Source organism: Caballeronia sp. LZ062 (assembly GCF_031450785.1).
Lineage (GTDB): Bacteria > Pseudomonadota > Gammaproteobacteria > Burkholderiales > Burkholderiaceae > Caballeronia.
In genome coordinates, this window is the sequence record NZ_JARTWB010000001.1 from 833808 (window position 1) to 855565 (window position 21758).

Consider the following 21758-nt stretch of genomic DNA (forward strand, 5'->3'; position numbering starts at 1 on the left):
CTCTGACCGCCGCGCTCCGACGAATTCGCTTCAGCCGCCGACGAGCTGAAGCTCTGCGGCGACGACAGTCGCGCGTTGCACAGTCTCGCGAGCGGAGCTCTCTCAGATTCGCGCGCTGCCCTCCACGCTCACGCAGGCCATGCGCTAAGGCGCGCCTATCGCAGGCGCGCACCGAACGCGTCGCGAACGTCGTCGCGCTCAAGGAAAGTGCCGGGACGTGGGCGCCGTAGCCGCAATCATCGCGGTTGCGGCGGGACGTGCCGTCATTCAGCTGCTCGCGCACATCGCAGGCGCTTCGAAACGGAAGTTCTCGTTCATTACAGCGCACGCGCACGGAGTCCGCGATAACGGCATGAAAATACGCGCATACCGTCGCAAGCGTTGGTTTTGGACGAGTCAAGGGGCGCGAAGGACGCGGTGACTAGAGGGCGCAGAAGTTGATCAGGCGTGCGAATTAACTCAACGCATGGCCTTTATGCGGAGTAACCACACTCATAGTGCTGCGGGCGCGGAATGATGCACTCCTTGCTTACGGCGGCTATCACCGCCGCAGCCGAACACGATCTGAATCAGTGACGCTTCAACTGAACATGCAAACTCGAATCAGAACCTCACGCGAAGCTGAAATCCAATAGTGAACGGCAGATCGCTGGACGGAATGGGCGGAATCAGGATGAAGTTGGCGCCGACGCGCTTATAAGCAACCATCACGAGCGGCGCGGCCACCGGGCCGACCATGTGGTCGTGTCCAATGCCCCAGCGACCGTAGTCGTAGCCGGAAATCAGACCGCCCATCGCGGCAATCCGTACGAAGCCGAAATGCAAGAATTCTGGCGCCCAGACCCCGCCGCCGTAGAACGACGGCTTAGAGAGCGAATTCCGGAAATAGCCGGCAGTGACGGCCCACTGCGGCGCGACCCAGCACTCGGCGCCGATGCCCGGATTGAACTGCTCGAAGTGCTTGTCGGGGTGGAAGTGGTGAGAGCCGATCATCGCGTCGATCCATAGCCCGTCGTCGCACCATGCCGCCTCGGCTGGAGACGCCCAGCAGACGGCTGCTGAAACGATCAGCAGCGTCGCGGCAAGCAAACGGGAGCGATGCGGGCGGAAGAGGGACGGCCAAAAGCGCATGGTTTATCCGCCATCGCCCGAGACGTGGCGCCCTTTTTTTGAGATGAGGTCGACGCGAACTCTACCTGAATCGCGTTATCTTCGTATGCGCGGACCAAATCTGCGTGACGGCCGTTTATGGTGCGTGATCGCTTATTGACTTGTTTCTCGCGGGAGACGGCTTTGAAATCTCCAAAGCGCAGTTTGGCACTGGCGGGCTCGATTGCGGTGTTGAGCGCGTGCACGGCCTTGCACGTGGCAACGCACCATGTTTCGGCAAACGAAGCCAGTGTTCCTGCCGGACACTACGAGCTAGATCCGCATCACTGGAACGTCAGCTTTGACGTTGATCACTTCCAATATTCGCGATTCGTCATTCGCTTTGACAAGGCGTCGGCGCGGCTCGACTGGAACGCTGGCGGCATCGCGGCGAGTCGCGTTGAGGCGACTATCGACGCGTCGAGCGTCGACACGAATGTGCCGCTGCTCGACCGGATGGTGAAGGGACCAGATATGTTCGACGCAGCGCGCTATCCGAACATCACCTTCGCGAGCACAACGTTCACGCGCACCGGCGATGATGCGGGCACCCTGACCGGCGATCTGACCATTCGCGGCGTCACACGTCCGGTCAAACTCAGCGTGACGTTCAACGGTCACGCAGTGAACCCGCTGACTAAGCAGGAAACGCTCGGTTTTGCCGCCGACGGCCATTTCAGCCGCGCGGAGTTCGGTCTGACTACGTGGTTTCCGGCGGTAGGCGACGATGTTCACGTCGCCATTCAAGCCGAGTTTGGCAAAGTGAAGGAGTAGGTTTTAGCGGCTAAGCCGTCGTCCAGTCGAGCACGACCTTGCCGCTGTTTCCAGAGAGCATGGTGTCGAACGCGCGCTCGAAGTCATCGACGGGGAAGGTGTGCGTGAGGATCGGGGAAAGATCGAGCCCGCTTTGCAGCATCGCGACCATCTTGTACCAGGTTTCAAACATCTCGCGACCATAGATGCCTTTGATTTCGAGCCCTTTGAAGATCACCTGATTCCAGTCGATGGCTGTTTGTGCGGGCGGGATACCAAGAAGCGCAATCTTGCCGCCGTGGTTCATCGCATCGAGCATTCCTGTGAATGCGATCGGCACACCAGACATTTCGAGCCCGACGTCGAAACCTTCCGTCATCCCGAGTTCATCCATGACATCACGCAGATCTTCGTGTGTCACGTTGACTGCCCGCGTCGCGCCCATCCTGCGCGCGAGTTCCAGCCGATAGCCGTTGACATCAGTGATTACGATGTTTCGCGCGCCGACGTGGCGGGCAATCGCGGCTGCCATGACGCCGATCGGCCCAGCGCCCGTGATCAGCACGTCCTCACCGACGAGATTGAACGACAGGGCGGTATGAGTCGCGTTGCCGAAAGGATTGAAGATGGCGGCAACGTCATCGGAGATGTCGGCCGGGATCTTGAACGCGTTGAACGCGGGAATCACGAGGTATTCGGCGAACGCGCCTTCGCGATTGACGCCGACGCCGACGGTATTGCGGCACAGATGGCGTCGTCCCGCGCGGCAATTGCGGCAGAAGCCGCATGTGATGTGGCCTTCGCCTGAGACGCGATCGCCGATCGAAAAGCCACGCACTTCCTGCCCCATCTCTACTATCTCGCCGACGTACTCATGACCCACGTGCATCGGAACTGGGATCGTCTTCTGCGCCCAGTCGTCCCATTTCCAGATGTGAATGTCAGTGCCGCAAATTGCGGTCTTCCGGATGCGGATGAGAACATCGTTATGGCCGACCTCCGGACGCTTCACACGCGTCAGCGTGAGGCCCGGCGCGCGTTCCAGTTTAGCGAGAGCTTTCATGTGCGGTTTGTCTTAGCGGTTGTTGATGGGCGGTGATCGGCGGTGGGCTCGGGAGCCTTTATGCGCATAAAGTTCCGAGGCCCGGGCGCATCACTGAATCACCCCAAGCGACCGCCCCACGCGAGCGAACGCCTCTACCGCACGATCGATCTGCTCTGCAGTGTGCGCCGCGCTCATCTGCGTGCGGATGCGTGCGCGTCCCTTGGGAACAACGGGATACGAGAAGCCGATCACATACACGCCTTCGTCTAGAAGCGCGTCGGCCATGCGGGACGCCAATTGCGCATCGCCGAGCATCACGGGAATGATCGGATGCTCGCCCGGAACGAGATCGAAGCCTAGAGAAGACATCGCCTGACGGAAGCGAGTGCCGTTCTCCCGCACGCGCTCCCGGAGCGCCGCGCCTTCATCGCTGTCCAACAATGCAAGGACTTGCAGAGACGCCGTTGCAATGCTGGGCGCAAGTGTGTTGGAAAACAGGTAGGGCCGGCTTCGCTGACGCAACAACTCGACAATCTCCTTGTGAGCTGCGACGTACCCGCCGGAAGCGCCGCCAAGCGCCTTGCCGAGTGTGCCGGTAATGATATCGACGCGGTCCCGCACGCCGCAGTGCTCAGGCGTGCCACGCCCCTTTTCGCCGATGAAGCCGACGGCATGTGAATCGTCCACCATGACGAGCGCGCCGTAACGGTCTGCGAGGTCGCAGATGCCCGCAAGGTTCGCGATGATGCCGTCCATCGAAAATACGCCGTCCGTCGCGATAAGCTTGAAACGTGCGCCGGCCGCGTCGGCTTCCTTCAGGCGAGCTTCGAGGTCCTCGAGATCGTTGTTCTTGTAGCGCAGACGTCGCGCTTTCGAAAGCCTCACGCCGTCAATGATGCTCGCGTGATTCAACTCATCGCTGATGATGGCGTCTTCGTCGCCAAGCAGCGTTTCGAACAGGCCGCCGTTGGCATCGAAACAACTCGAATAGAGGATTGCGTCGTCAGTCTCTAGGAACTGTGCGATGGCGCTTTCCAGCGACTTGTGCACTGTCTGAGTGCCGCATATGAAGCGCACCGAGGCCATGCCGAATCCGTCGGCGTCCAGCCCCGCTTTGGCAGCTTCAATCAAACGTGGGTCATCGGCCAGTCCAAGGTAATTGTTCGCGCAGAAGTTGAGCACGCCCTGGCCGTTCGCAAGGCGGATGGCCGACGACTGGGGACTGGCAATGACGCGCTCGTTCTTGTAGAACCCAGCCGCGCGAATGTCGTCGATGGTACTGCGGAGGTAGGACAGGTACTGGTCTCGCATCGCTTCTCCGGTTACATCCGCGCAGTCGGCACGCGGCTTCTTAGCCCTGTTATAGTCCATTCATCGCGTCGGACATATTCGATATTTCGAACATGATTCCAGTATGACGAACACTCTAAGGGATCAAAAGCATCATGGCAAGTTCGCGTCCAGCGCCACCAACGGGAGAAAGTGCTTCGACAGGCTCGGTCCCGCCTCGCGTCGGCGAGCACATTCAACGACTCCGCAACGAAAGAAAGTTGACACTGGACGATTTGTCGCGAGCGGCCGGCGTCTCGAAGTCCATGTTGTCCGAGATTGAGCGCGATAAGGCCAATCCGACGATAGCGGTGGCGTGGCGGCTCACTAACGCCCTCGGCATCAGTCTGGATCAGCTGTTCGCTCAACAACGACCCGCCGAGGCGATTCGAGTTTCGAGCCTCCACGAGATTCCGACGCTAATGGGCGACAACGGTGATTATCAGCTGCGGGTTTGGGGGCCGATTGAACTTGCCGGAAAGTTCGAATGGTATGAACTCACGCTTCAGGCGGGGGCGGAATTGCGGTCGAATGCGCACGAGCCGGGTACGCGCGAGCATTTGACGGTTTTGAATGGAGCGCTAGAAGTGGAGGCTTTGGCGTCGACGCGTCGCCTCAAGGCCGGTGAGACAGCTCGATATGCGGCTGATGATGCTCACGCCATTCGCAATGTCGGACGCTCGGAAGCCAAAGCGCTGCTCGTCGTGATCCACGGTTGACGTGTGACGGCGAGCCGACTTTATGCGCATCAAGTTTCGGTAGCGGCACGCGCATGGGAGCAGGACGTTCGTAGAACGCCCCGCTCCACACAGGGCCGCCTTAACGGCGGGATCTAAAGGTTACGGGTTCTTCTTCACGCTATCCTTCAGGTCTTCGCGGACGTCGCCCGCTCCCTTTTGTATCTTGCCAGCGACTTGCTGCATATCGCCCTTGGCTTCTTGGGCGGGGTCATCGGTCGCCTTGCCGACCACCTCATTCATCTTCCCCTTCACTTGCTCACCGACGCCTTTCACTTGGTCCTTGTTCATCTCATTCTCCTTTAGGTTCGGCGCGAAAGAACTTCGCGATGCCCTTAGCGCGATCATTCCCGCAGTCGGCGGAAGTCAGCGCATAGCTGTAGGATGCGCTTCCTCGCTACGCCTGTGCAGCCGCCGATGTCTGAATCCCGCGTAGGCGGAATCGCACATACACCCGGCTCGAACAGCGCGACGCTACTTCCAATGGCGCTAGTACTGTATATTTATACAGTACAAAGAGCGCTGCTGGGGGCGAGAACATGGAGTCAAATGGCGAACATCTGGGCAAAAAGCAGTTCGAACGCGCCGTGCGCGACCTCGAGCGCATTACTCGGCAAATTGCAGGCCGCTACATCGACAAAGGCGTGCCGCTGACCTGGCGCCTCCTGCACGCCATCGAAGCGGAGGCGGTTGCCGACCTCGGTTTTGCGGGGCGGCATGAAGCCGCGCTTCGCGAGCTGTTCGCGCGCCCCGAAAGCTTCCAGTTTCCTGAGACCGATGACGTCGTGCATATTGCCTCCTCCGATGCCTTGCCCGCCGTATTCGCATTCGCGGTCGACGCCTACGAGTGCGCCGCGCGGCAAGGTCGGCCGCAACTCGCCGTCGCCGGTCATTGATCGCACAGAGCGCGCGGCATCTTTCCGACGTGACCGCTCCCTACGTTAGGCGAGCGGTCGACGCTGACCGCTTGCTTCGCGACGCTCTCGAACGAAACCGGACCAAAAGACGCCGTGCGTGTGTATCGCGCCAGCGCATTAGACGCGCATCGACATTTCGCCACACATGGACGCACGTGTGACCTTGACGCAGGCCACTCGAAGCCCGAACCTTTGTGCAAAGCAAACCGCGCAGAGCGCCCCTCGAACACCATGCCGAACACTACTGATCTCTTCGACCAACAGCGCGCGGACTGGCAGGCCGACCCGCATGCCGCCTTCGATGCATGGCTAGCCCAACAAGAATTCCGCGCTTCGTCAGCCGATGTGTATCGTGCGCAATGGGGCAACTTTCTTGAGTGGCTCCAGGCGAAGCGCGCGACGCTTCATTCAGTGCAGCGTCCCGTCATCGAACAATTTGTCTCGCAGCTGGATATCCGGCGTCCGCAGCGGATGCGTTACCTGCGCCTGATTGAGCGTGTGCTCGATCACGTGAGAGAGATTGAGGCAGCCGGGACCAACCCCGCGCGGTTCATCGCTCAAGACGGCGACGCGTCCTGGCGCAAAGCGCGCGACAACGAGCCGACCGGCTTTCTAACCCACGACGAGCGCGCGTTGTTGATCGCGCATTTGTTCTCGCCGCTCGGCGCACTGCCGGCCGGTCAACGCTGGCGCGAGCGGCGCGACCGCGCGCTCGTCGCCGCGTTTCTGGGTGCGGGCGTGAAAACGGGCGAGGCCGCCCAGTTGACCGTCGATTGCTATGCGCCCGGCGCGCCTTACATGACCGTGGATGCGTCGAATCCGCTTCTCATCCGACAGGCGCGGCTTGCGCCGTTTGCCGTCGAACTGCTCGACGGCTGGATTGGCGAGCGCAAATCGGCCGGGTTGGCGGGTGACTTGCTGTTCCCCGCAGCACCCTCCGGCCGGTCCATGCACAAAGCGACGATGCTTCGCGCCATCGATGCCGTCGTCGCCGCTTCAGGCATCGCTGCGTCGCGCGTGGCCCGGGCGAGTCCGCAGACACTTCGCAATACCTACGCCGCAGAACTGTTCGATGAAGGCGCCGACCCCGAGCGCGTCGGCCAATATCTCGGATTCCAGCAGATGATTTCGGTGCATCGGCTGCACCGGGCGTGGCAGGAGTGGATGGGTGAGCAAATACGGGAGCGCGATATCGCTCAGGCGCAAGCCGGCGCGGGTGATGAACCGGGAAGTACGAGCATCTCACCCTAGTCCCGAAAACACTCACCTATCGCTTCGACTCACCCATTCGCGTCAGACCCGCACTCGCGAACGATGCCGGAAGCTATGCAATGCGGACAGTTTTGACGACGCAGCCCCGGACGTTCGCTCGCACTTCGGGCAAGACAACTCGTATTCGCCCTCGTGCAACTGCAATTCCGGCTCTCCGTCCTCGCAGCTCGGACAGGCCACTGGCACCTTCACATACGCATCCGCTTCCGTGCCGAGGCCCGCGATTTCGTTCTCGGTCAGTCGCCCGGTAGCCGCCAAAGAAGCGATTAGCTTCCCAGTTTCCGCGCTCATGCTGGCTTGGACGCGACGCGCGTCGCGCTCGCGCGTCAAGGCTTCGATTTCGTCCGACTGCTCGCGCACTTGCGATTCGAGTCGATCCGCTCGAGCGCGGGCGACGCTCAACTGTTGAATGAACTCGAACTCCTTACGGCCAGCATCGCGAATGCTCGCCTGATAAGTCGCCGCGACGCCTCTTAGGCTGTCAAGCTCGACCAGCATCGGCTTCACGCGCCGTTCGGCGTCCTTGGCCGCGTCGTGGATCTGCTGAGCGTACCGTTCCGTGTTGCGGCGAAGTTCGTCTTGGAGCTCGTCGATCCGGTCACGCAGACGCGCTGCCTGCGACTGTTCGGTCGATACACGGTCAGCGAGCGCCGCATTGTCGGCCTGAGCGCGCGCCGTCGCGTCGCGTAATTCGGTCTGTAACGCGTTGTTTGTCTCTCGTAGTCGGTCCAGTTCCGTTTCGAGCGACGCGATCCGCACCGCCGCTGCTTCCGCGCGAGCCTCGGCGCGTATTCGTGCCTTCTCGACGGTGTCGCAACGAATCTCCGCCTCGCGCGCACTCGCTTCCGCCCGGCGCACACTCTCGTTGACTTCGACGCGTTCGCCATCGAGCGCGGCGCTCGCATGCAGTCGAGCCTCGGCGAAGAGCTCAGCCAGCAAATCGCCCGCGCGCTCCTGCAGTGCCTGCGGAATACCGCCTGCCTCGACGCGTACGCGAAGACTGGAACGCACGGTTTCCCAGAAAGCGTCGATATCGCGCGGGATGTCCGTTGCACTTCCGACTTGTGTCAGATCGCGCACCGCCGTGACTGAAGGCCGGATTCCGAGATCGAAAAAAAGTCGCCTGCAGGCATGCTGCGAGAGTTCTTGTCGGCGCGCGCCGGCGGCGCGCATGCTTTCTAGCTCTTGTCGGACGGTGTCACGTACGTGCGAGTCCATTGATTTCCAACCAATGTGTTTCGGGGATGACAATTTACGTTACGCTCGATACAACGTCGGCCGCAGCGTTAGGGTGCGACCGCTTGCAGCTGATTTTCGGACGTCCTAACGGCATACGAACCGCTTGATTGTAGACGATGCGTGTGAAACACGGTGAGGAAGTTGTGCTAAGCGCTTGTTTTCACGACGTTACCGGCGTTTCGCGTGCAGCAGTGAATGTTTCACAGCCCGTAGGGGAGGTTAACGACCGGCAGCCCTTGCAGATAAGAGCGTGCTCTCAGTTGCGTTTCATCGGCACGCTCTTGAGAGTAATAAAAGTAAACACCGTTGAACCTTGTTGAAAACAGTTAACGCTCGAGCAAAGCCTTATGGCGCAAGGCTGTCGAGGCGGTTCGGTGAGAGTTTGCGGGATCGATGGTGAGACTTAACGGGTGTCGCTGGTGGTGGGCTTCGGGATCGACAGTGAGGGGAACCGGGAAAGATAGTGAGCGGCTTCAGGGGACACACGCAGCGCACCGGTGAGCCAATACGGGATGGAGCGGCGTCGAACCCGCACGGGCGTGAAGTCGGTGCCACACGCTGGCTTTTTGTTGGTGAGGATCTGCGGGAGGCGCGCATCAGCATGGCTCCATTCAGTTTTTGTGTCCTTTCTTCCTAGAGGTGAGGGTTTTCGGGCGAAAACGCTTTCCTGAGGTGAGGTCTTACGGGACGAGCGTGCTAAAAGCCGGTGTATCGCTCTCGAAATCGCCTTCAAAGTGAGCTTTTACGGGAGCTCGCTGCATCTAGATGTCGCTCAAGAGACTAATTCAATGCTCGACAGCCTCAGACAAAGGTCCAAGGTGAGAGTTTTCGGGAGCTTCCGTCGCTGAGTGGAGCGTGATTAGGCTCAGGTGAGGAGATACGGGATGGCGTTCTTGCATGGTCGGTTCAAGCAAATCCGGGACAGTAAGATTGGAAAAGTCTCTGCGGTACAAGGACTTGAGTATCAGGTGCGCGGGTTTGTTGCGACTGTCCTACGCCTTTGCGCGGCTGCCGGGACACGATGGTGAGGTTTTTCGGGAGGGCCGTTCGACGATGCAAAACCGAGCGTCAACGGACCGCGATGCCAGCGTTTTTCAAGCCACATGACCTAAGGCGAGGGATTACAGGAACCCAAAGGTGAGGCGTTCCGGGAGCCTCCCGGAAGGTTGATCGACACTTAGGTGAGCGCTTTCGGGAGCGAGTCGCGCGCAGTCCAACGAGCTATAAGGACACTGGAACCGGTTAGCCAAAGCGCGCGCGTCGCTAAGGTGAGGCTTTGCGGGAGTCGAAGTCGCGCGTCCGCGTAGCGCCCTGTCGCTTCTAGCCTTGAGGGCGAGCGCGCTAGACGACACGGGGTCGATTTTCGAAGGATCGCCCGCTGTCTCGGCCGCACCACATTGGCTGGCGGCCCGAGAAAAAATTTCAGGTGAGTCTATTCGGGAGCAAAACGGCTAGCGGGAAAAGCGTACCAAAACCGCCGCCGACCGTTTACCCGCGCGCGCTCTGGAAAAATGAGACAGCAGCTTTAGGTGAGCGGTGAGCCTTTTCGGGAACGCACCGCAGTGAGTCCGTTCGATGCTGCCTGCATCACCCACGGACGGTGATGCCACCCGGTAGACGCCGTTCACCGCACCCGCTATGCTTGCCGGAAATATCGTATCCATTACCTGTATGGCGACCAGGCGCGCAAAGAAGACCGACGTAGTCAGCCCCAGTTCGGCCGAATTGCGCAAGGCCGTCGAGGCAATCGCGATCCAGCCCAAAAGTGGCAAGATCACGCTGCTGACTCGCAAGCTTTTCAACGTCCTGCTTGCGGTGGCGCAGCAGGCAGACGAGTCCGGCGACACATACCGCGCGCTGTTATCCGATATCGTCGCGAATTCGGCGTTCGACTCGAACGATACCGCGCTCGTTAAGGAACACTTGCGCCGCATGGTGTCGGTGCAGGTCGAGTGGAGCACCGGTACGTCGAGCCAGAAGCCCGGGCGGAAGTGGGGTATCTCCACCCTGATCGCCGACGCTGAAATTCTCGAAGACCCCTCGACGCGTCGCGTGTGGGTCGAATTCTCTTTCGCCCCGAAGATCAAGAAGAAGCTGCTCGATCCGGTCCAGTATGCCCGACTGAGCCTGCAGTTCCAAAGCCAATTGCGCAGCAGCGCCGGCCTCGCGCTATACGAAATCTGCGTCCGATATCTGACGAATCCCAGCCACCTGACGATGCGCGAAACATGGGAATGGTGGCGTCCAATTCTGTCGGGGACACCTGATACCGAAGCGGGCGACGAGGCAAAGCGCGAATACAAGTACTTTAAACGCGATTATCTGCGTCCTGCGATTGCTGAAGTGAACGCGGTAACGAATATCTTCGTCGAACTGGTGGAGCATCGAGAGGGGCGGCGTGTTGCGGAGATTCAGTTCCGCGTCACCGAGCGCAAGCAGCCGATGCTCGCGCTGGATGAGCACCCCAACGTATTCGACAGTACGCTCGTCGATCGCATGGTGAAGATCGGCATCCCGCTTAAGGAGGCGCAGACGCTCTATGCCGACAGCGAGGAGAATCGGATTCGCGCCGCTTTGTTGATGACGGAGCAGCGCATGCGCAGTACCACACTGCCGCCGGTCCGCAGTGCGGCCGCGTTGTTCAAGGATGCGCTCAAGAAGGGCTACGCACCGCCGGTGGAAGCGTTACCGCCGACGGCCAACGGCGCGGGACCGCGGGCGGCGAGCGCCTCGGCTGCTGACGACCCGAAGGCGCGCTTGCTCGGAGAATTCGCGGCGTTTCGGCGTAAGGAAGCGCGTGCGATGTACGAGGAACAAGGTGAGGAAGAACGGGAGCTTGCGCGTCAGAGCTTCGAGGAAGAGTTGTTGCCGGAACTCGGTGCGCATATGCGCGACGACTGGCGCAAGCGCGGATTGGAATCGAAGCTCGCCGAAACGTCCTTCTTCGACTGGCTCGCCCGCAAGACGTGGGGTGAGCCGACCGACGGCGACTTGCTCGCCTTCACGCTCAGCCAGTCGCGGGCGGCCTGAAGGTCGCCACCCCGCGACCGTGAACGCGATTTGTCACTCGCTCGCGTGACCCGCCTGCAGCATCGTTTCGATCTGGTGGAGCAGCTCGTCGCGCTTCTCGCGTGACAAGCCTCGCAGTCTCAATTCAAGCCGGTCCTCGCCATACGATTTGAGATCGCCGACCGCGACGCCGTCGAGCTTGATCTCCAGCCGCTGTGCGTACCGCTGACGGCCGGGCGGCTTCGGCGCGTCTTGCGCGCTCGCCCGGCCTTTGACGATGTCCGCGACCTGGCGCGTGCTCAGGTCATCGGATGTGATTTTGTTGATCAGTCGCAGCGTCGCATCGCTTCCGCGTGCCGTGTGATACCGAGAGATCTGATAGGCCATGTTGGACCCGAACCGGTCCGGCCGCGCCACCATTTCCTGCATCACGTGCTCAGGCAACTTGGCGATGGATAGCGCGACCGCAATGGTCGATTCGTCCAATCCGAGATGTTCTGCCAATTCACGCTGGCTCTGAAAATGCGCCTCGTCGAGGAAGCGGCGCCAAACGACAGCGTTATCGAATACGGTCTGTGAGTCGCGCTGGACATTCAGGTCGTAGCCCAGCTTGTAGCTTTCGATCCCGATCGGCAAATCGACGACGACGGCCTTTACTGTCTCCTTGTTCGCTTCTCTGAGCGCACGAACGCGCCGTCCCCCGTCACTGACAAAGAAGCTGCCCGGATTGTCGTAGTCGGGAATCACATGAATGGCTTGCTGCTGGCCCTGCTTCGCCAGGTTGACTGCCAGTTCCGCAATGGAAGCCTTGAGGTAGAAATGCCGAGGGTTGAACGGGCTCGGCTTGATCGCCTTGAGCGGCAATTCAATCACCTGCCCCGCGGTGTAGCGATTCGCCCGTCGCCATGCGCGGTACTGGTCTGATTCGTGTGCGGTCGCGACGTCGGCTTGGTCCTCCGCGACGAATGCGCTTGAGCGCGCATTCGCTGCCGCTTGCGACGCTTGTTGAATATCCACGATGCCGTCGATAGCGTTGATTCGATCGAGAGCAGTCCTCTTCTCACTGCTGGTGGTATCGGGGCGGGCCTTGAAGCCCTTTGCGAATTGCGACGGTTTCATTCAGCGTCCTTTATGCGCATAAAGTCAGGCGAGCATGCCGAGGATCTCGTCGGCGCACGCGCGGATCTCAGCCGCGGCGAGGCGCGAGCCCCGGTCAGTCATTTGCAGCACGGTCTGGCCAAGCGCCATGGCTTGCTTGTAGCACTCTCGCGTAGGAATTTGCGTCTTCAGCAACGGAAACCCTAGTTCCTCGAGGGCGACTTTGAGTTCTCGCGTAAGCATCCGCTTCTCCTCCGTCTTGTTGAGTAAGAAGACGGCGCGCAGGTCCTCATTCATGACTTGGGCCTGCTGGACAAGCTTCACCAGTCCCACACTGGACCAGTAATCCGCTGGCGACGATGACGTCGGAATAACGGCGATACTCGCGGCCAGAAGTACGACCCCGGACACCTTCTCCGTAATCGACGGTGGGCAATCTACAACGATGATGTCGTAGTCGTTGATGAACTTCCTGATCTCGCGATGGATCTGGCCACCGGCCTCGGACAGATTGACGACCGGAAATGGAATGCCTGCGGCCTCGTCCGAAGCGGCGCTTGACCAATGAATCAGCGTGTTTTGGCCATCGGCGTCGACCACAAGCACGCGTTTCTTCTTCTCGTGAAAGGCCGCGCCCAGATGCATCGCTATCGTGCTTTTGCCGACTCCGCCCTTCTGCTGCGTGATCGCTATGATTTCCGCCGCCACGTTTTGCTCCGAAAATGTATGTTCGGATTCTATATTGCGTAAGATTAATGTTTAAGTGTTTTTTGTCCGCATCCTAGGCGTTGGCCATTCGGATAAGGCTTTATGCGCATAAAGATGGCCCCACCGCCGGCCCTTTATGCGCATAAAGTCTTCGGCGCAGTGACTGCGCGGCGCTATTGCCGGGATCGCAAGCGAAATCGCCTATCCTTAGCCCTGACCAACTTCGTTCGGGGCCGCCATGACCGTCCGCAATCTCGACATCTTGTTCGCGCCGCAGTCGATCGCTGTTATAGGCGCATCGTCGCGAGCGGGCAGCATTGGCGATATGGTCTGGAAGCGCGCAACGTCTGCCGGTTTCAGCGGCTCAATCTGGCCCGTGAACCCCAAGCACAAATCGCTGGACGGACAGAGGGTCTTCGCGGCCGTCGACCAATTGCCGCAAGCGCCGAGTGTCGCCGTTTTATGCACGCGGCCCGAGACGTGGCCCTTGCTGATTGAACAGTTAGGGCGGCGGGGAACGAGAGCCGTGATCATTGTCGGGGAAGCCGGCCCCCGCAGCGACGCTGAGTCCATCAAGCCAAGGGCCGGCGCATCGCTGACCGACTGGACTGCTCGCTCGCTCGCCGCCGCTCGCCCGTTTTTGCTTCGCGTCGTCGGTCCTGGCAGTCTGTGCGTCGTGACGCCGTCCATCGGAGCCTGTCTTGGCGCGCCGGTGTGTCAGATTAAGTCGGGCGGTGTTGCGTGGGTGTCGGCATCGAATGCGCTCACGAACGGCGTCCTCGGATGGGCGAGCGCGCGCGGCTTGGGATTCTCGCGGATCGTCGCGCTAGGCGATGAAGCCGACGTCGATGCAGGCGATATCCTCGACTTCCTGGCGAGCGACGCATCCACGCGCGCAATCTTGCTTGCCATCGAAACCATCAGCGCGGCCCGCAAGTTCATGTCCGCAGCGCGGGCGGCGGCTCGGAACAAGCCGGTGCTCATTCTTAGAACAGGTCACGACGATCCGTTCGATCGCCTGTACGGCGCAGCTTTTCGACGCGCAGGTCTCGTGCGCGTGGATTCCCTCGATGACCTTCTCGACGAGATAGAGACGCTCGGTGTCGGGCGCGTCGCTGCGAGCGACGCGGCGACTGTCATCACGAGCGATCGCGGCGTGGCCGCGCTTGCAAAGGACGCATTCGGCATGGCGGGCGACGGTCTCGCCCCATTCCCGGCGGCTGCGCGCGACGCCGTCGCCGCCGCGCTGCCGAAAGCGCAAGCCGGCAATCCGCTTCTCCTGGGCGACGACGCAACCGCCGCCGACTTCGGCGCCGCGCTACAAACTCTCGCGCCGCATCGAGAGACCGGAACGATGTTCATCGTGCATGCGCCCACGCACAGCGCGCCGGTCGCAGACGTTGCACGCACGCTGATCGCCGAACGTCGGCATGGCTATCGCGGCTTGCTCGCGTGCTTCTTCGGATGCATCGATGCCGCGACGCGCGACGATCTGCACGCGAGTGGCATTCCGGTGCACACGACGCCGCATCGACTGGCACGCGGTTTCGCGCGGCTCGTCGATTTCCGGCACGGCCGCGAACTGCTGATGCAAACACCCGATGGTTTGCCCGCGGAAGTCCCGAAAGACATCGACGATGCACAGAGCGAAATCCGCGTCGCGCTCGCCGGCGGCGATGCAGAATTGAACGGGGAAAGAGCGGCGCGCACTCTTGCCCGGTTCGGCATCGCCGTGAGGCCGGAAAAGGGCGACCCGTCCTCGAGCGACGCGGTCGAGATTCAGACGCGGCTTCTGATCCATCGCGTATTTGGTCCGGTGTTCGAGTTCCGGGCAGAAGGCGCGCTCGGTCTCGCCGACGCACTTCATGAATTCGCGCTGCCGCCTCTTAATCCGGTGCTTGCCCGCGACCTGATCACGCGCTCGCCACGTTCGCGCGAGCTGCCCGGCGAGAAGCTGTTGCTCGCGTTGACGGCGTTGTCGCAGCTGGTTTGTTATATCGAGGAAATCGTCGCGCTGCGACTGACGTTGCGGGTGACACGCGACTCGGTTGCGGTGCACGAGCCGCAATTGACCTTGGGCGCGCATCGCATGCCGCTTGCGATCGTGCCGTATCCCCGAGCGATGGAGGATACGCTTGACTGGCGCGGTATGCGGATCACCGTGCGGCCGATCCGACCGGAGGACGAAGATGCGCATCGCGCGTTCGTCGCTGCGAACACTGCCGAAGATTTGCGGCTGCGCTTCTTCGGTGCTGTTCGCAGCTTCGATCATTCGCAACTCGCGCGAATGACGCAGATCGACTATGACCGGGAGATGGCGCTGATCGTCACTCGCACGACCGAGAACGGCGCGCCCGAGACGCTCGCGGTGGCGCGCGCCATTGCCGATCCGGACAACGAAACGGCCGAGTTTGCGCTCGCCGCGCGCTCTGACATGAAAGGGAAGGGCTTGGGATCGTTGCTTCTCACGCGGATCATCGACTATGAGAAAAAGCGCGGCACGCGATGGATGATCGGCGAGGCGCTACGTGAAAACGCCGGCATGATCGCGCTGGCGCGCAAGCTCGGTTTCGAGCTGACGCGCACCGAGGATCCCGGCGTCGTCGGCTTCAGGATGCGGCTTTGCGGAACGGTCGCACAGCCGCCGTCCGTCATCCACAATTAAGCGGCGAGTTTCGACAACGCGTCGTCGATCTGTTCGCGCGACAGCGAAAGTTCGCCAAGTAATGCTTCGGCATACGAAACGCCGGTTTCGCGTTCCAGCCGCGCGATGGTCAGGGCGCAGCGCGCCGCGTCCTTAGGCGTTGCAATAAACGCCTTCACCGAATGGCCGGCCGTGAAGGCCTCGAAGAGCGGCGCGCGGATTTCTTCCGGCAACGCGCGCGACGTCCATTGGTATGGTTTGCCGTTGTACGTCAACTGCGGCGGCAGCGTGCGCTCCTTCTTTGCGACGGGGATCAGACCATACGTGCGCGCCGCCTCGCCAATCTGCTCGGGCGAGAAGAGTTCGTCGGGGCTAATGTCGAACTGCACGATGTACGTTTCGATGGCCTGCATCGCGGCGGCGCGATCGTCGCGTTTCTTCTGCGCCCGCGCGACGATATCGCGCAGTTCATCGGCTTCTTCCGCCGTGATGGTGAAGCTAGCTTGCTTTTGCTGAAGTTCGGAAAAACGCTGGAATTCGGAATCGGAAAGAAGTTTCGCCATGAATGATGCGTCGAGATGTGCGTGGCGGCTCCCGTCCGGCAGCCGCTATTTTGAGAGGGCCGCCATTCTAACGTGATCCACGTGCGGCTCAGTCGCGTGACATCGAAAGCGCGGCGGCGGCGTCTTTCATGAGCGAGGTGATTTCGTCGACGGACGGCGCGACGTACTCGTCGATCCGCCGCATATACGGACACGTCAGCGCGGCAATGGCCTGTCCGGACGGGCCGAGCAGCGGGAATGTCACATCCGTGACGCCGAACGTTTGTTGACTGTCCTTTCTCGAAAAGCCCGCTTCGCGGATCTGGCGGTAGTCAGCGTCGAGCACCGCGCGGTCGATCGGCAATTCGCCTTTGACCCTTGTGTGCTCGGCCAACATGTAGTCGCGCTGTTCGTCGCTCTGAAACGCCAGCAACACCCGGCCCGATCCCGTGTCGATCAATCCGATGCGCGAGCCGAGCCGCACGGAAATGCCCCACGCGCCCGGCCCGTCGACCTGCGCGATCACGAGCAAATTGCCGCGGTCGTAGATGGCGAGATGCACTGACTGCTCGGCGGCATCGGCGAAACGCTGCATGACGGGCAGCGCCTCTGCGATCAGCCGGTTCATCGGCGGATGCCGGTGCGCGAGCGCGTACAACTTGAGGCTCAGCGAATAGCGGTCGCCCTCGGGCGAGCGCACGACGTACTGCCGCGCGACGAGCCGTTCCAGCATGCGATACATCTCGCTGGCGTTACGTCCCAGCAGCTTCGTGATTTCCGCGCGTGTCAGTCCTGACTTCTGTTCGGCGAGCAGTTCGAGGATATCCAGGCCCTTGTCGAGCGCGGGCGCGCGGTATCGGTCGGCATCGTTGTCTGCTGCGTCCACGGCGATCGGCGTCTGTCGGTTCATGAGTTGGCAACGCTGGCGGGTCCGGTCAGAGCGATAAGGGAATACACCGACTCTTCGAACCTGCATCGTCCTTGACTTGGTTTTGTGCGTCTATGAATAATACGTTCATTAATGAACTGATGGCCACATCGAGCGAATTATCAAACTCCGGCTTGTTCGCCGCAATCGCACTATTCACCGAGGCTTCGAGATGACCGCTGAAACGCAGGACGTTCTACGCCGCCGCAAGCTTGGACGAACCTCGGTCGAACTGACGGCGCTATCGCTCGGCACCGCGCCGCTCGGCGGTCTCTACCACGAACTCACCGAAGACGAAGCGCGCGCCACCGTGGATGCCGCGTGGCAGGCGGGCATGCGCTTCTTCGACACCGCGCCGCATTACGGCCACACGAAGGCCGAACATCGTTTGGGCGATGCGTTGCGGCGGTATCCGCGCGAGGACTTCGTTCTCTCCACGAAGGTCGGCCGTCGCTTCGTGCCACGCACGATGCCCGATGACGGGAGCGAAGGCTGGGCGAATCCGCTGCCGTTTCAGGCCATCTACGACTACACGTACGACGGCATTCTTCGCTCGTTCGAAGACAGTCAGCAGCGGCTCGGCATGATCGATATCGACATCGTGTTGATCCACGATATCGGGCGATACACGCACGGCGAGAAGAACGCGCAATATTGGCGGCAACTGACCGACGAAGGCGGCTTCCGCGCGCTCGACCAGTTGAAGCAATCGCGCGGCGTCAAGGCCGTCGGGCTCGGCGTGAACGAAGGCGCGGCCGTCATGGAAGCGATGGCGGAATACGACATCGACTGCGCGCTGCTCGCCGGGCGCTATACGCTGCTCGAACAGAACACGCTGGACGATCTGCTGCCCGAGTGCGAGAAGCGCGGCGTAAGCATTCTGCTGGGCGGCGCGTTCAACTCCGGCATTCTGGCGCGCGGGCTCGATACAAACGCCCACGGCGATCTCAAATTCAATTACGGCGACGCGCCCAAGGAGATCATCGAGCGCGTCGGCAAACTGGAGCGTGTCTGCCGCGACTTCGGCGTGGCGCTCTCCAGCGCGGCGCTGCAGTTTCCTTATGCGCATAAAGTCGTGGCCACCGTGCTGATGGGCGCGCGCACGCCGGACGAGGTGCGCGAAAACGCCGCTTCATTTGCGACGCCGATTCCGCCCGCGCTGTGGGATGCGCTTCGCGCCGAAAGTCTGCTTCACGCGAACGCGCCGGTGCCGCGATGATCGCCGTGGACACGATCGACGCGCATCAGCATTACTGGGACCCCGCCCGCGGCGATTACGGCTGGCTCACGCCGGAACTTCGGCCGCTCTATCGCGCGTTCGGACCGCACGACCTCGCCCCGCTGCGCGAGGCGACGGGCGTCAGCCGCACGGTCGTCGTTCAGGCCGCGCCGACCGTGGATGAAACGCGCTATCTGCTCGCGCTCGCCCGCGACGACCCATCGATTGCGGGCGTCGTGGGCTGGGTTCCGCTCGATTCCGACGACGCACCGGAAATCATCGACGAATTCGCACGCGAGCCGAAGTTCAAAGGCGTGCGCCCGATGCTTCAGGATCTGCCCGACGATACGTGGATTGCGCACGCGCCCCGCGACGCAGCCATACAGCGCCTGATCGACCTCGACCTCGCCTTCGACGCGCTGATCTTCGCACGGCACGTGCCGTCGCTGATCGAGTTCGCGCGTCGGTATCCAAAGCTGCGGATCGTCGTGGATCACGGCGCCAAGCCGCCGATTCGCGATGGCATCGACGCCGGCTGGCAACCGTGGGCCGAGGGCATCGCGCAACTTGCGGCGCTGCCACAGCGGCTTCACTGCAAGCTGTCTGGCCTCGCCACCGAAGCCGTGCCGGGCTGGACGGATGCCACGCTCCAACCGTACGTCGCGCATCTGATCGAACAGTTCGGCGCAGAACGTCTGATGTGGGGCAGCGATTGGCCGGTACTGAACATCAAGGGCGGCTACACTGAATGGCACGCTGCCGCCGTGCGTCTGACAGCGCATCTCGAAAATGGCGGGCAAGCGGCGATTTTCGGCGCAAACGCCCGCGCGTTCTACCGTCTCTGAGGCGCGCCATATACCCGGCATGTCTCAAAATCAACCTGGACTGGAGCAGTGGATGGTACAAAGACTCGCAGGCAAGACCGCGCTGATCACGGCGGCCGGACAAGGCATCGGGCTCGCGACGGCCGAAATGTTCGCCGCTGAAGGCGCGCGCGTGATCGCGACCGACATTCGCGTCGAATCGCTGGAAGGCAAGCCGTTCGAGGCGCGCAAGCTCGACGTGCTGGACGCGCAGGCCATCAGCGACCTCGCCAACGAGATCGGCGCAATCGACGTGCTGTTCAACTGCGCGGGATACGTTCACGCCGGCTCGATTCTCGAAGCGACCGAAGCCGACTGGGACTTCGCCTTCGATCTGAATGCGAAGGCCATGTACCGTACGATCCGCGCGTTCCTGCCGGCGATGCTCGAAAAAGGCGGCGGCTCGATCATCAATATGTCGTCGGCGGCGTCGAGCGTGAAGGGCGTGCCGAACCGCTTCGTGTACGGCGCGTCAAAGGCGGCGGTCATCGGCTTGACGAAGTCGGTCGCGGCGGATTTCGTCACGCGCGGCATCCGCTGCAACGCGATTTGTCCGGGCACGGTGGAGTCGCCGTCGCTGAAGGAGCGCATCGCAGAGCAGGCGCAGGCGCAAGGCGCGACCGTCGAGCAGGTGCAGGCCGCGTTCGTCGCCCGTCAGCCGATGGGGCGCGTCGGCCGCGCGAGCGAGATCGCGGCGCTTGCGCTGTATCTCGGCTCGGATGAGTCGTCGTTCACCACGGGTCAGATTCATGTCATCGATGGCGGCTGGTCCAACTGACCGTCCGTCGCTTTTCAACTTTCAGAACCACGAGGATCACATCAGATGAAGCTGCTTCGTTACGGCCCGAAGGGTCAGGAAAAGCCGGGCCTGCTCGACGCGGACGGCCAGATTCGCGACGTTTCGTCGGTCGTGAGCGACATCGCCGGCGACACGCTGACCGACGCCGGGCTGGCGAAACTGCGCGCCGTCGATCCGGCGTCGCTGCCGGTCGTCGAGGGCAATCCGCGCATCGGACCGTGCGTCGCGCGCGTCGGCAAGTTCGTCTGCATCGGCCTGAACTACGCGGACCACGCCGCCGAATCGAACCTGCCGGTGCCGACCGAGCCTGTCATTTTCGGCAAGTGGACGAGCGCGATTTGCGGCCCGAACGACGACGTCGAGATCCCGCGCGATTCGAAGAAGACCGACTGGGAAGTCGAACTGGGCGTCGTGATCGGCAAAGAAGCGAAGTACGTCGATGAAGCCACGGCGCTCGATTACGTCGCGGGCTATTGCGTGATCAACGACGTGTCCGAGCGCGAATGGCAGCTCGAACACGGTACGCAGTGGGACAAGGGCAAGGGCTTCGACACGTTCGGCCCGATCGGCCCGTGGCTCGTCACGAAGGACGAAATCGACGATCCGCAGAAGCTGGACTTGTGGCTCGAAGTGGACGGGCATCGTTACCAGAACGGCAACACGAAGACGATGGTCTTCACGGTGGCGCAGCTGGTCGCGTATCTGTCGCGGACGATGAGCCTGCAACCGGGCGATATCATCTCGACCGGCACGCCGCCGGGCGTCGGCATGGGCGTGAAGCCGAGCCCGGTGTTCCTGAAGGCCGGCCAGACGATGCGTCTCGGCATTCAGGGTCTCGGCGAGCAGCAGCAGAAGACCGTCGCGGCGAAATAAGCACTCCGCGTCCGGAAACGAGAAACCTCGCCGCGGCGAGGTTTTTTGCTTCTGGACGGCGGCAAGCGGTTACGCGTCGTAGAGCGCTTCGGCCGCTCCGTCGCTGATACGCGTGATGGTGCCCTGCGCGACCGCGACGAGCCGCTCGGCGTTGCCGTCGGTGACGAATACATCGCATTGGCAAGTCGCCTGCGTCATGCCGGCATGGACCACGCGCGCGCGCGCCATCAGCGTGCCCGTCACCGCCGGACGCAAATGATTGATCTTGAATTCACCCGTGACGACCTTCGGACCGAGCCTCAACGCGCCCGCAAAGGTGAGCGCGTTGTCCACCAGATAGCTCACCACGCCGCCATGCACGAAGCCGTGCTGTTGCCTCAATTCGTCGCGGATCGGCAGACACAGCGTGAGACTCGCTGAATCGACCTGCATGAGCTTGGTTCCAAGCAACGCGCTGAACGGCTGCGCGTTCAGTGCACCGCGTGCGATATCGACAATCTCGGCCATTCGGACACTCCTTGGTGGGTTCGGCGCCGTCCTGCAAAGACAATAGATAGCGTTCGCGCGCTTCGCAAGGAAGTTCGGCAAAAATCGTGCAATGGTGCATTTCGGTGCATCCCGCCGGCCTCGGCGA

Annotated in this window: 19 protein-coding genes and 2 pseudogenes; 10 read left to right on the top strand and 11 right to left on the bottom strand. The window is 61.7% G+C overall.

Annotated features, from left to right (window positions below; genetic code table 11):
* Positions 1–603: 603 nt before the first annotated feature.
* Positions 604–1131 (bottom strand): hypothetical protein, encoded by a 528-nt coding sequence (locus P9239_RS03935; RefSeq protein ID WP_309749181.1) that lies wholly within the window; start codon positions 1129–1131, stop codon positions 604–606.
* Positions 1132–1293: 162 nt separating this feature from the next.
* On the opposite strand from P9239_RS03935, the gene P9239_RS03940 reads away from it, so the two are divergent.
* Positions 1294–1923, top strand: a complete 630-nt coding sequence (locus P9239_RS03940) for a YceI family protein (protein WP_309749182.1) — start codon at positions 1294–1296, stop codon at positions 1921–1923.
* A gap of 10 nt (positions 1924–1933) precedes the next feature.
* Here P9239_RS03940 and tdh read toward each other — a convergent pair whose 3' ends face one another.
* Entirely contained in the window at positions 1934–2965 is a 1032-nt protein-coding gene (gene tdh, locus P9239_RS03945; protein WP_309749183.1) for an L-threonine 3-dehydrogenase, read from the bottom strand.
* Between the two features lie 90 nt (positions 2966–3055).
* Positions 3056–4258, bottom strand: a complete 1203-nt coding sequence (locus tag P9239_RS03950; protein WP_309749616.1) for a glycine C-acetyltransferase — start codon at positions 4256–4258, stop codon at positions 3056–3058.
* A gap of 134 nt (positions 4259–4392) precedes the next feature.
* Here P9239_RS03950 and P9239_RS03955 point away from each other — a divergent pair, with 134 nt between their 5' ends.
* Positions 4393–4995, top strand: coding sequence for an XRE family transcriptional regulator (locus P9239_RS03955; RefSeq protein ID WP_309749184.1), 603 nt, complete (start codon positions 4393–4395; stop codon positions 4993–4995).
* 120 nt (positions 4996–5115) lie between these two features.
* Here the strand turns inward: P9239_RS03955 and P9239_RS03960 are convergent, their stop codons facing one another.
* A complete protein-coding gene (locus P9239_RS03960; RefSeq protein WP_309749185.1) occupies positions 5116–5304 on the bottom strand; it encodes a CsbD family protein in 189 nt (62 codons plus the stop codon).
* Positions 5305–5552: 248 nt separating this feature from the next.
* Between P9239_RS03960 and P9239_RS03965 the strand changes: the two genes are divergently transcribed.
* Complete coding sequence (locus P9239_RS03965; RefSeq protein WP_309749186.1) at positions 5553–5909, top strand: DUF2471 family protein; 357 nt, start codon at positions 5553–5555, stop codon at positions 5907–5909.
* Positions 5910–6161: 252 nt separating this feature from the next.
* Positions 6162–7181 carry a tyrosine-type recombinase/integrase gene (locus P9239_RS03970; protein WP_309749617.1) on the top strand — a complete coding sequence of 340 codons (1020 nt, stop codon included), beginning with the start codon at positions 6162–6164 and terminating at the stop codon, positions 7179–7181.
* 42 nt (positions 7182–7223) lie between these two features.
* Here P9239_RS03970 and P9239_RS03975 read toward each other — a convergent pair whose 3' ends face one another.
* Complete coding sequence (locus P9239_RS03975) at positions 7224–8420, bottom strand: DNA-binding protein (protein ID WP_309749187.1); 1197 nt, start codon at positions 8418–8420, stop codon at positions 7224–7226.
* Positions 8421–10112: 1692 nt separating this feature from the next.
* Between P9239_RS03975 and P9239_RS03980 the strand changes: the two genes are divergently transcribed.
* The gene (locus P9239_RS03980) at positions 10113–11471 is read left to right on the top strand and encodes a replication initiation protein (RefSeq protein ID WP_309749188.1); all 1359 of its coding nucleotides are present in this window, start codon (positions 10113–10115) and stop codon (positions 11469–11471) included.
* Positions 11472–11504: 33 nt separating this feature from the next.
* Here P9239_RS03980 and P9239_RS03985 read toward each other — a convergent pair.
* The 3 genes and pseudogenes from P9239_RS03985 to parA all read right to left on the bottom strand — a co-directional run.
* Positions 11505–12383, bottom strand: a pseudogene (locus P9239_RS03985) (ParB/RepB/Spo0J family partition protein); the annotation flags it as partial.
* An 80-nt stretch (positions 12384–12463) separates the two neighbouring features.
* Positions 12464–12569: pseudogene (locus P9239_RS23370) on the bottom strand (chromosome partitioning protein ParB); the annotation flags it as partial.
* Between the two features lie 24 nt (positions 12570–12593).
* Positions 12594–13256, bottom strand: a complete 663-nt coding sequence (gene parA, locus P9239_RS03990; RefSeq protein WP_309749190.1) for a ParA family partition ATPase — start codon at positions 13254–13256, stop codon at positions 12594–12596.
* Positions 13257–13494: 238 nt separating this feature from the next.
* Between parA and P9239_RS03995 the strand changes: the two genes are divergently transcribed.
* The gene (locus P9239_RS03995; protein WP_309749191.1) at positions 13495–15921 is read left to right on the top strand and encodes a GNAT family N-acetyltransferase; all 2427 of its coding nucleotides are present in this window, start codon (positions 13495–13497) and stop codon (positions 15919–15921) included.
* Here P9239_RS03995 and P9239_RS04000 read toward each other — a convergent pair.
* Both P9239_RS04000 and P9239_RS04005 read right to left on the bottom strand, forming a co-directional pair.
* Positions 15918–16463 carry a hypothetical protein gene (locus tag P9239_RS04000; RefSeq protein WP_309749192.1) on the bottom strand — a complete coding sequence of 182 codons (546 nt, stop codon included), beginning with the start codon at positions 16461–16463 and terminating at the stop codon, positions 15918–15920. The two genes, P9239_RS03995 and P9239_RS04000, sit on opposite strands and share 4 nt — an antisense overlap.
* Positions 16464–16551: 88 nt before the next feature.
* Positions 16552–17328: an IclR family transcriptional regulator gene (locus P9239_RS04005; protein WP_404980174.1), complete on the bottom strand. Its 777-nt coding sequence runs from the start codon at positions 17326–17328 to the stop codon at positions 16552–16554.
* A 214-nt stretch (positions 17329–17542) separates the two neighbouring features.
* Between P9239_RS04005 and P9239_RS04010 the strand changes: the two genes are divergently transcribed.
* Genes P9239_RS04010 through P9239_RS04025 form a run of 4 tightly spaced genes read left to right on the top strand, consistent with a single transcriptional unit; the run spans position 17543 to position 21124 of the window.
* Positions 17543–18589 (top strand): aldo/keto reductase, encoded by a 1047-nt coding sequence (locus P9239_RS04010; protein WP_309749194.1) that lies wholly within the window; start codon positions 17543–17545, stop codon positions 18587–18589.
* Positions 18586–19434: an amidohydrolase family protein gene (locus tag P9239_RS04015; RefSeq protein ID WP_309749195.1), complete on the top strand. Its 849-nt coding sequence runs from the start codon at positions 18586–18588 to the stop codon at positions 19432–19434. The genes P9239_RS04010 and P9239_RS04015 overlap by 4 nt, the downstream gene beginning before the upstream one ends.
* 52 nt (positions 19435–19486) lie before the next feature.
* Positions 19487–20230, top strand: a complete 744-nt coding sequence (locus P9239_RS04020; RefSeq protein ID WP_309749196.1) for an SDR family oxidoreductase — start codon at positions 19487–19489, stop codon at positions 20228–20230.
* 45 nt (positions 20231–20275) lie between these two features.
* Positions 20276–21124, top strand: a complete 849-nt coding sequence (locus P9239_RS04025) for an ureidoglycolate lyase (RefSeq protein ID WP_309749197.1) — start codon at positions 20276–20278, stop codon at positions 21122–21124.
* 69 nt (positions 21125–21193) lie between these two features.
* On the opposite strand, the gene P9239_RS04030 is transcribed toward P9239_RS04025, so the two are convergent.
* A complete protein-coding gene (locus P9239_RS04030; protein WP_309749198.1) occupies positions 21194–21631 on the bottom strand; it encodes a PaaI family thioesterase in 438 nt (145 codons plus the stop codon).
* Positions 21632–21758 lie beyond the last annotated feature (127 nt).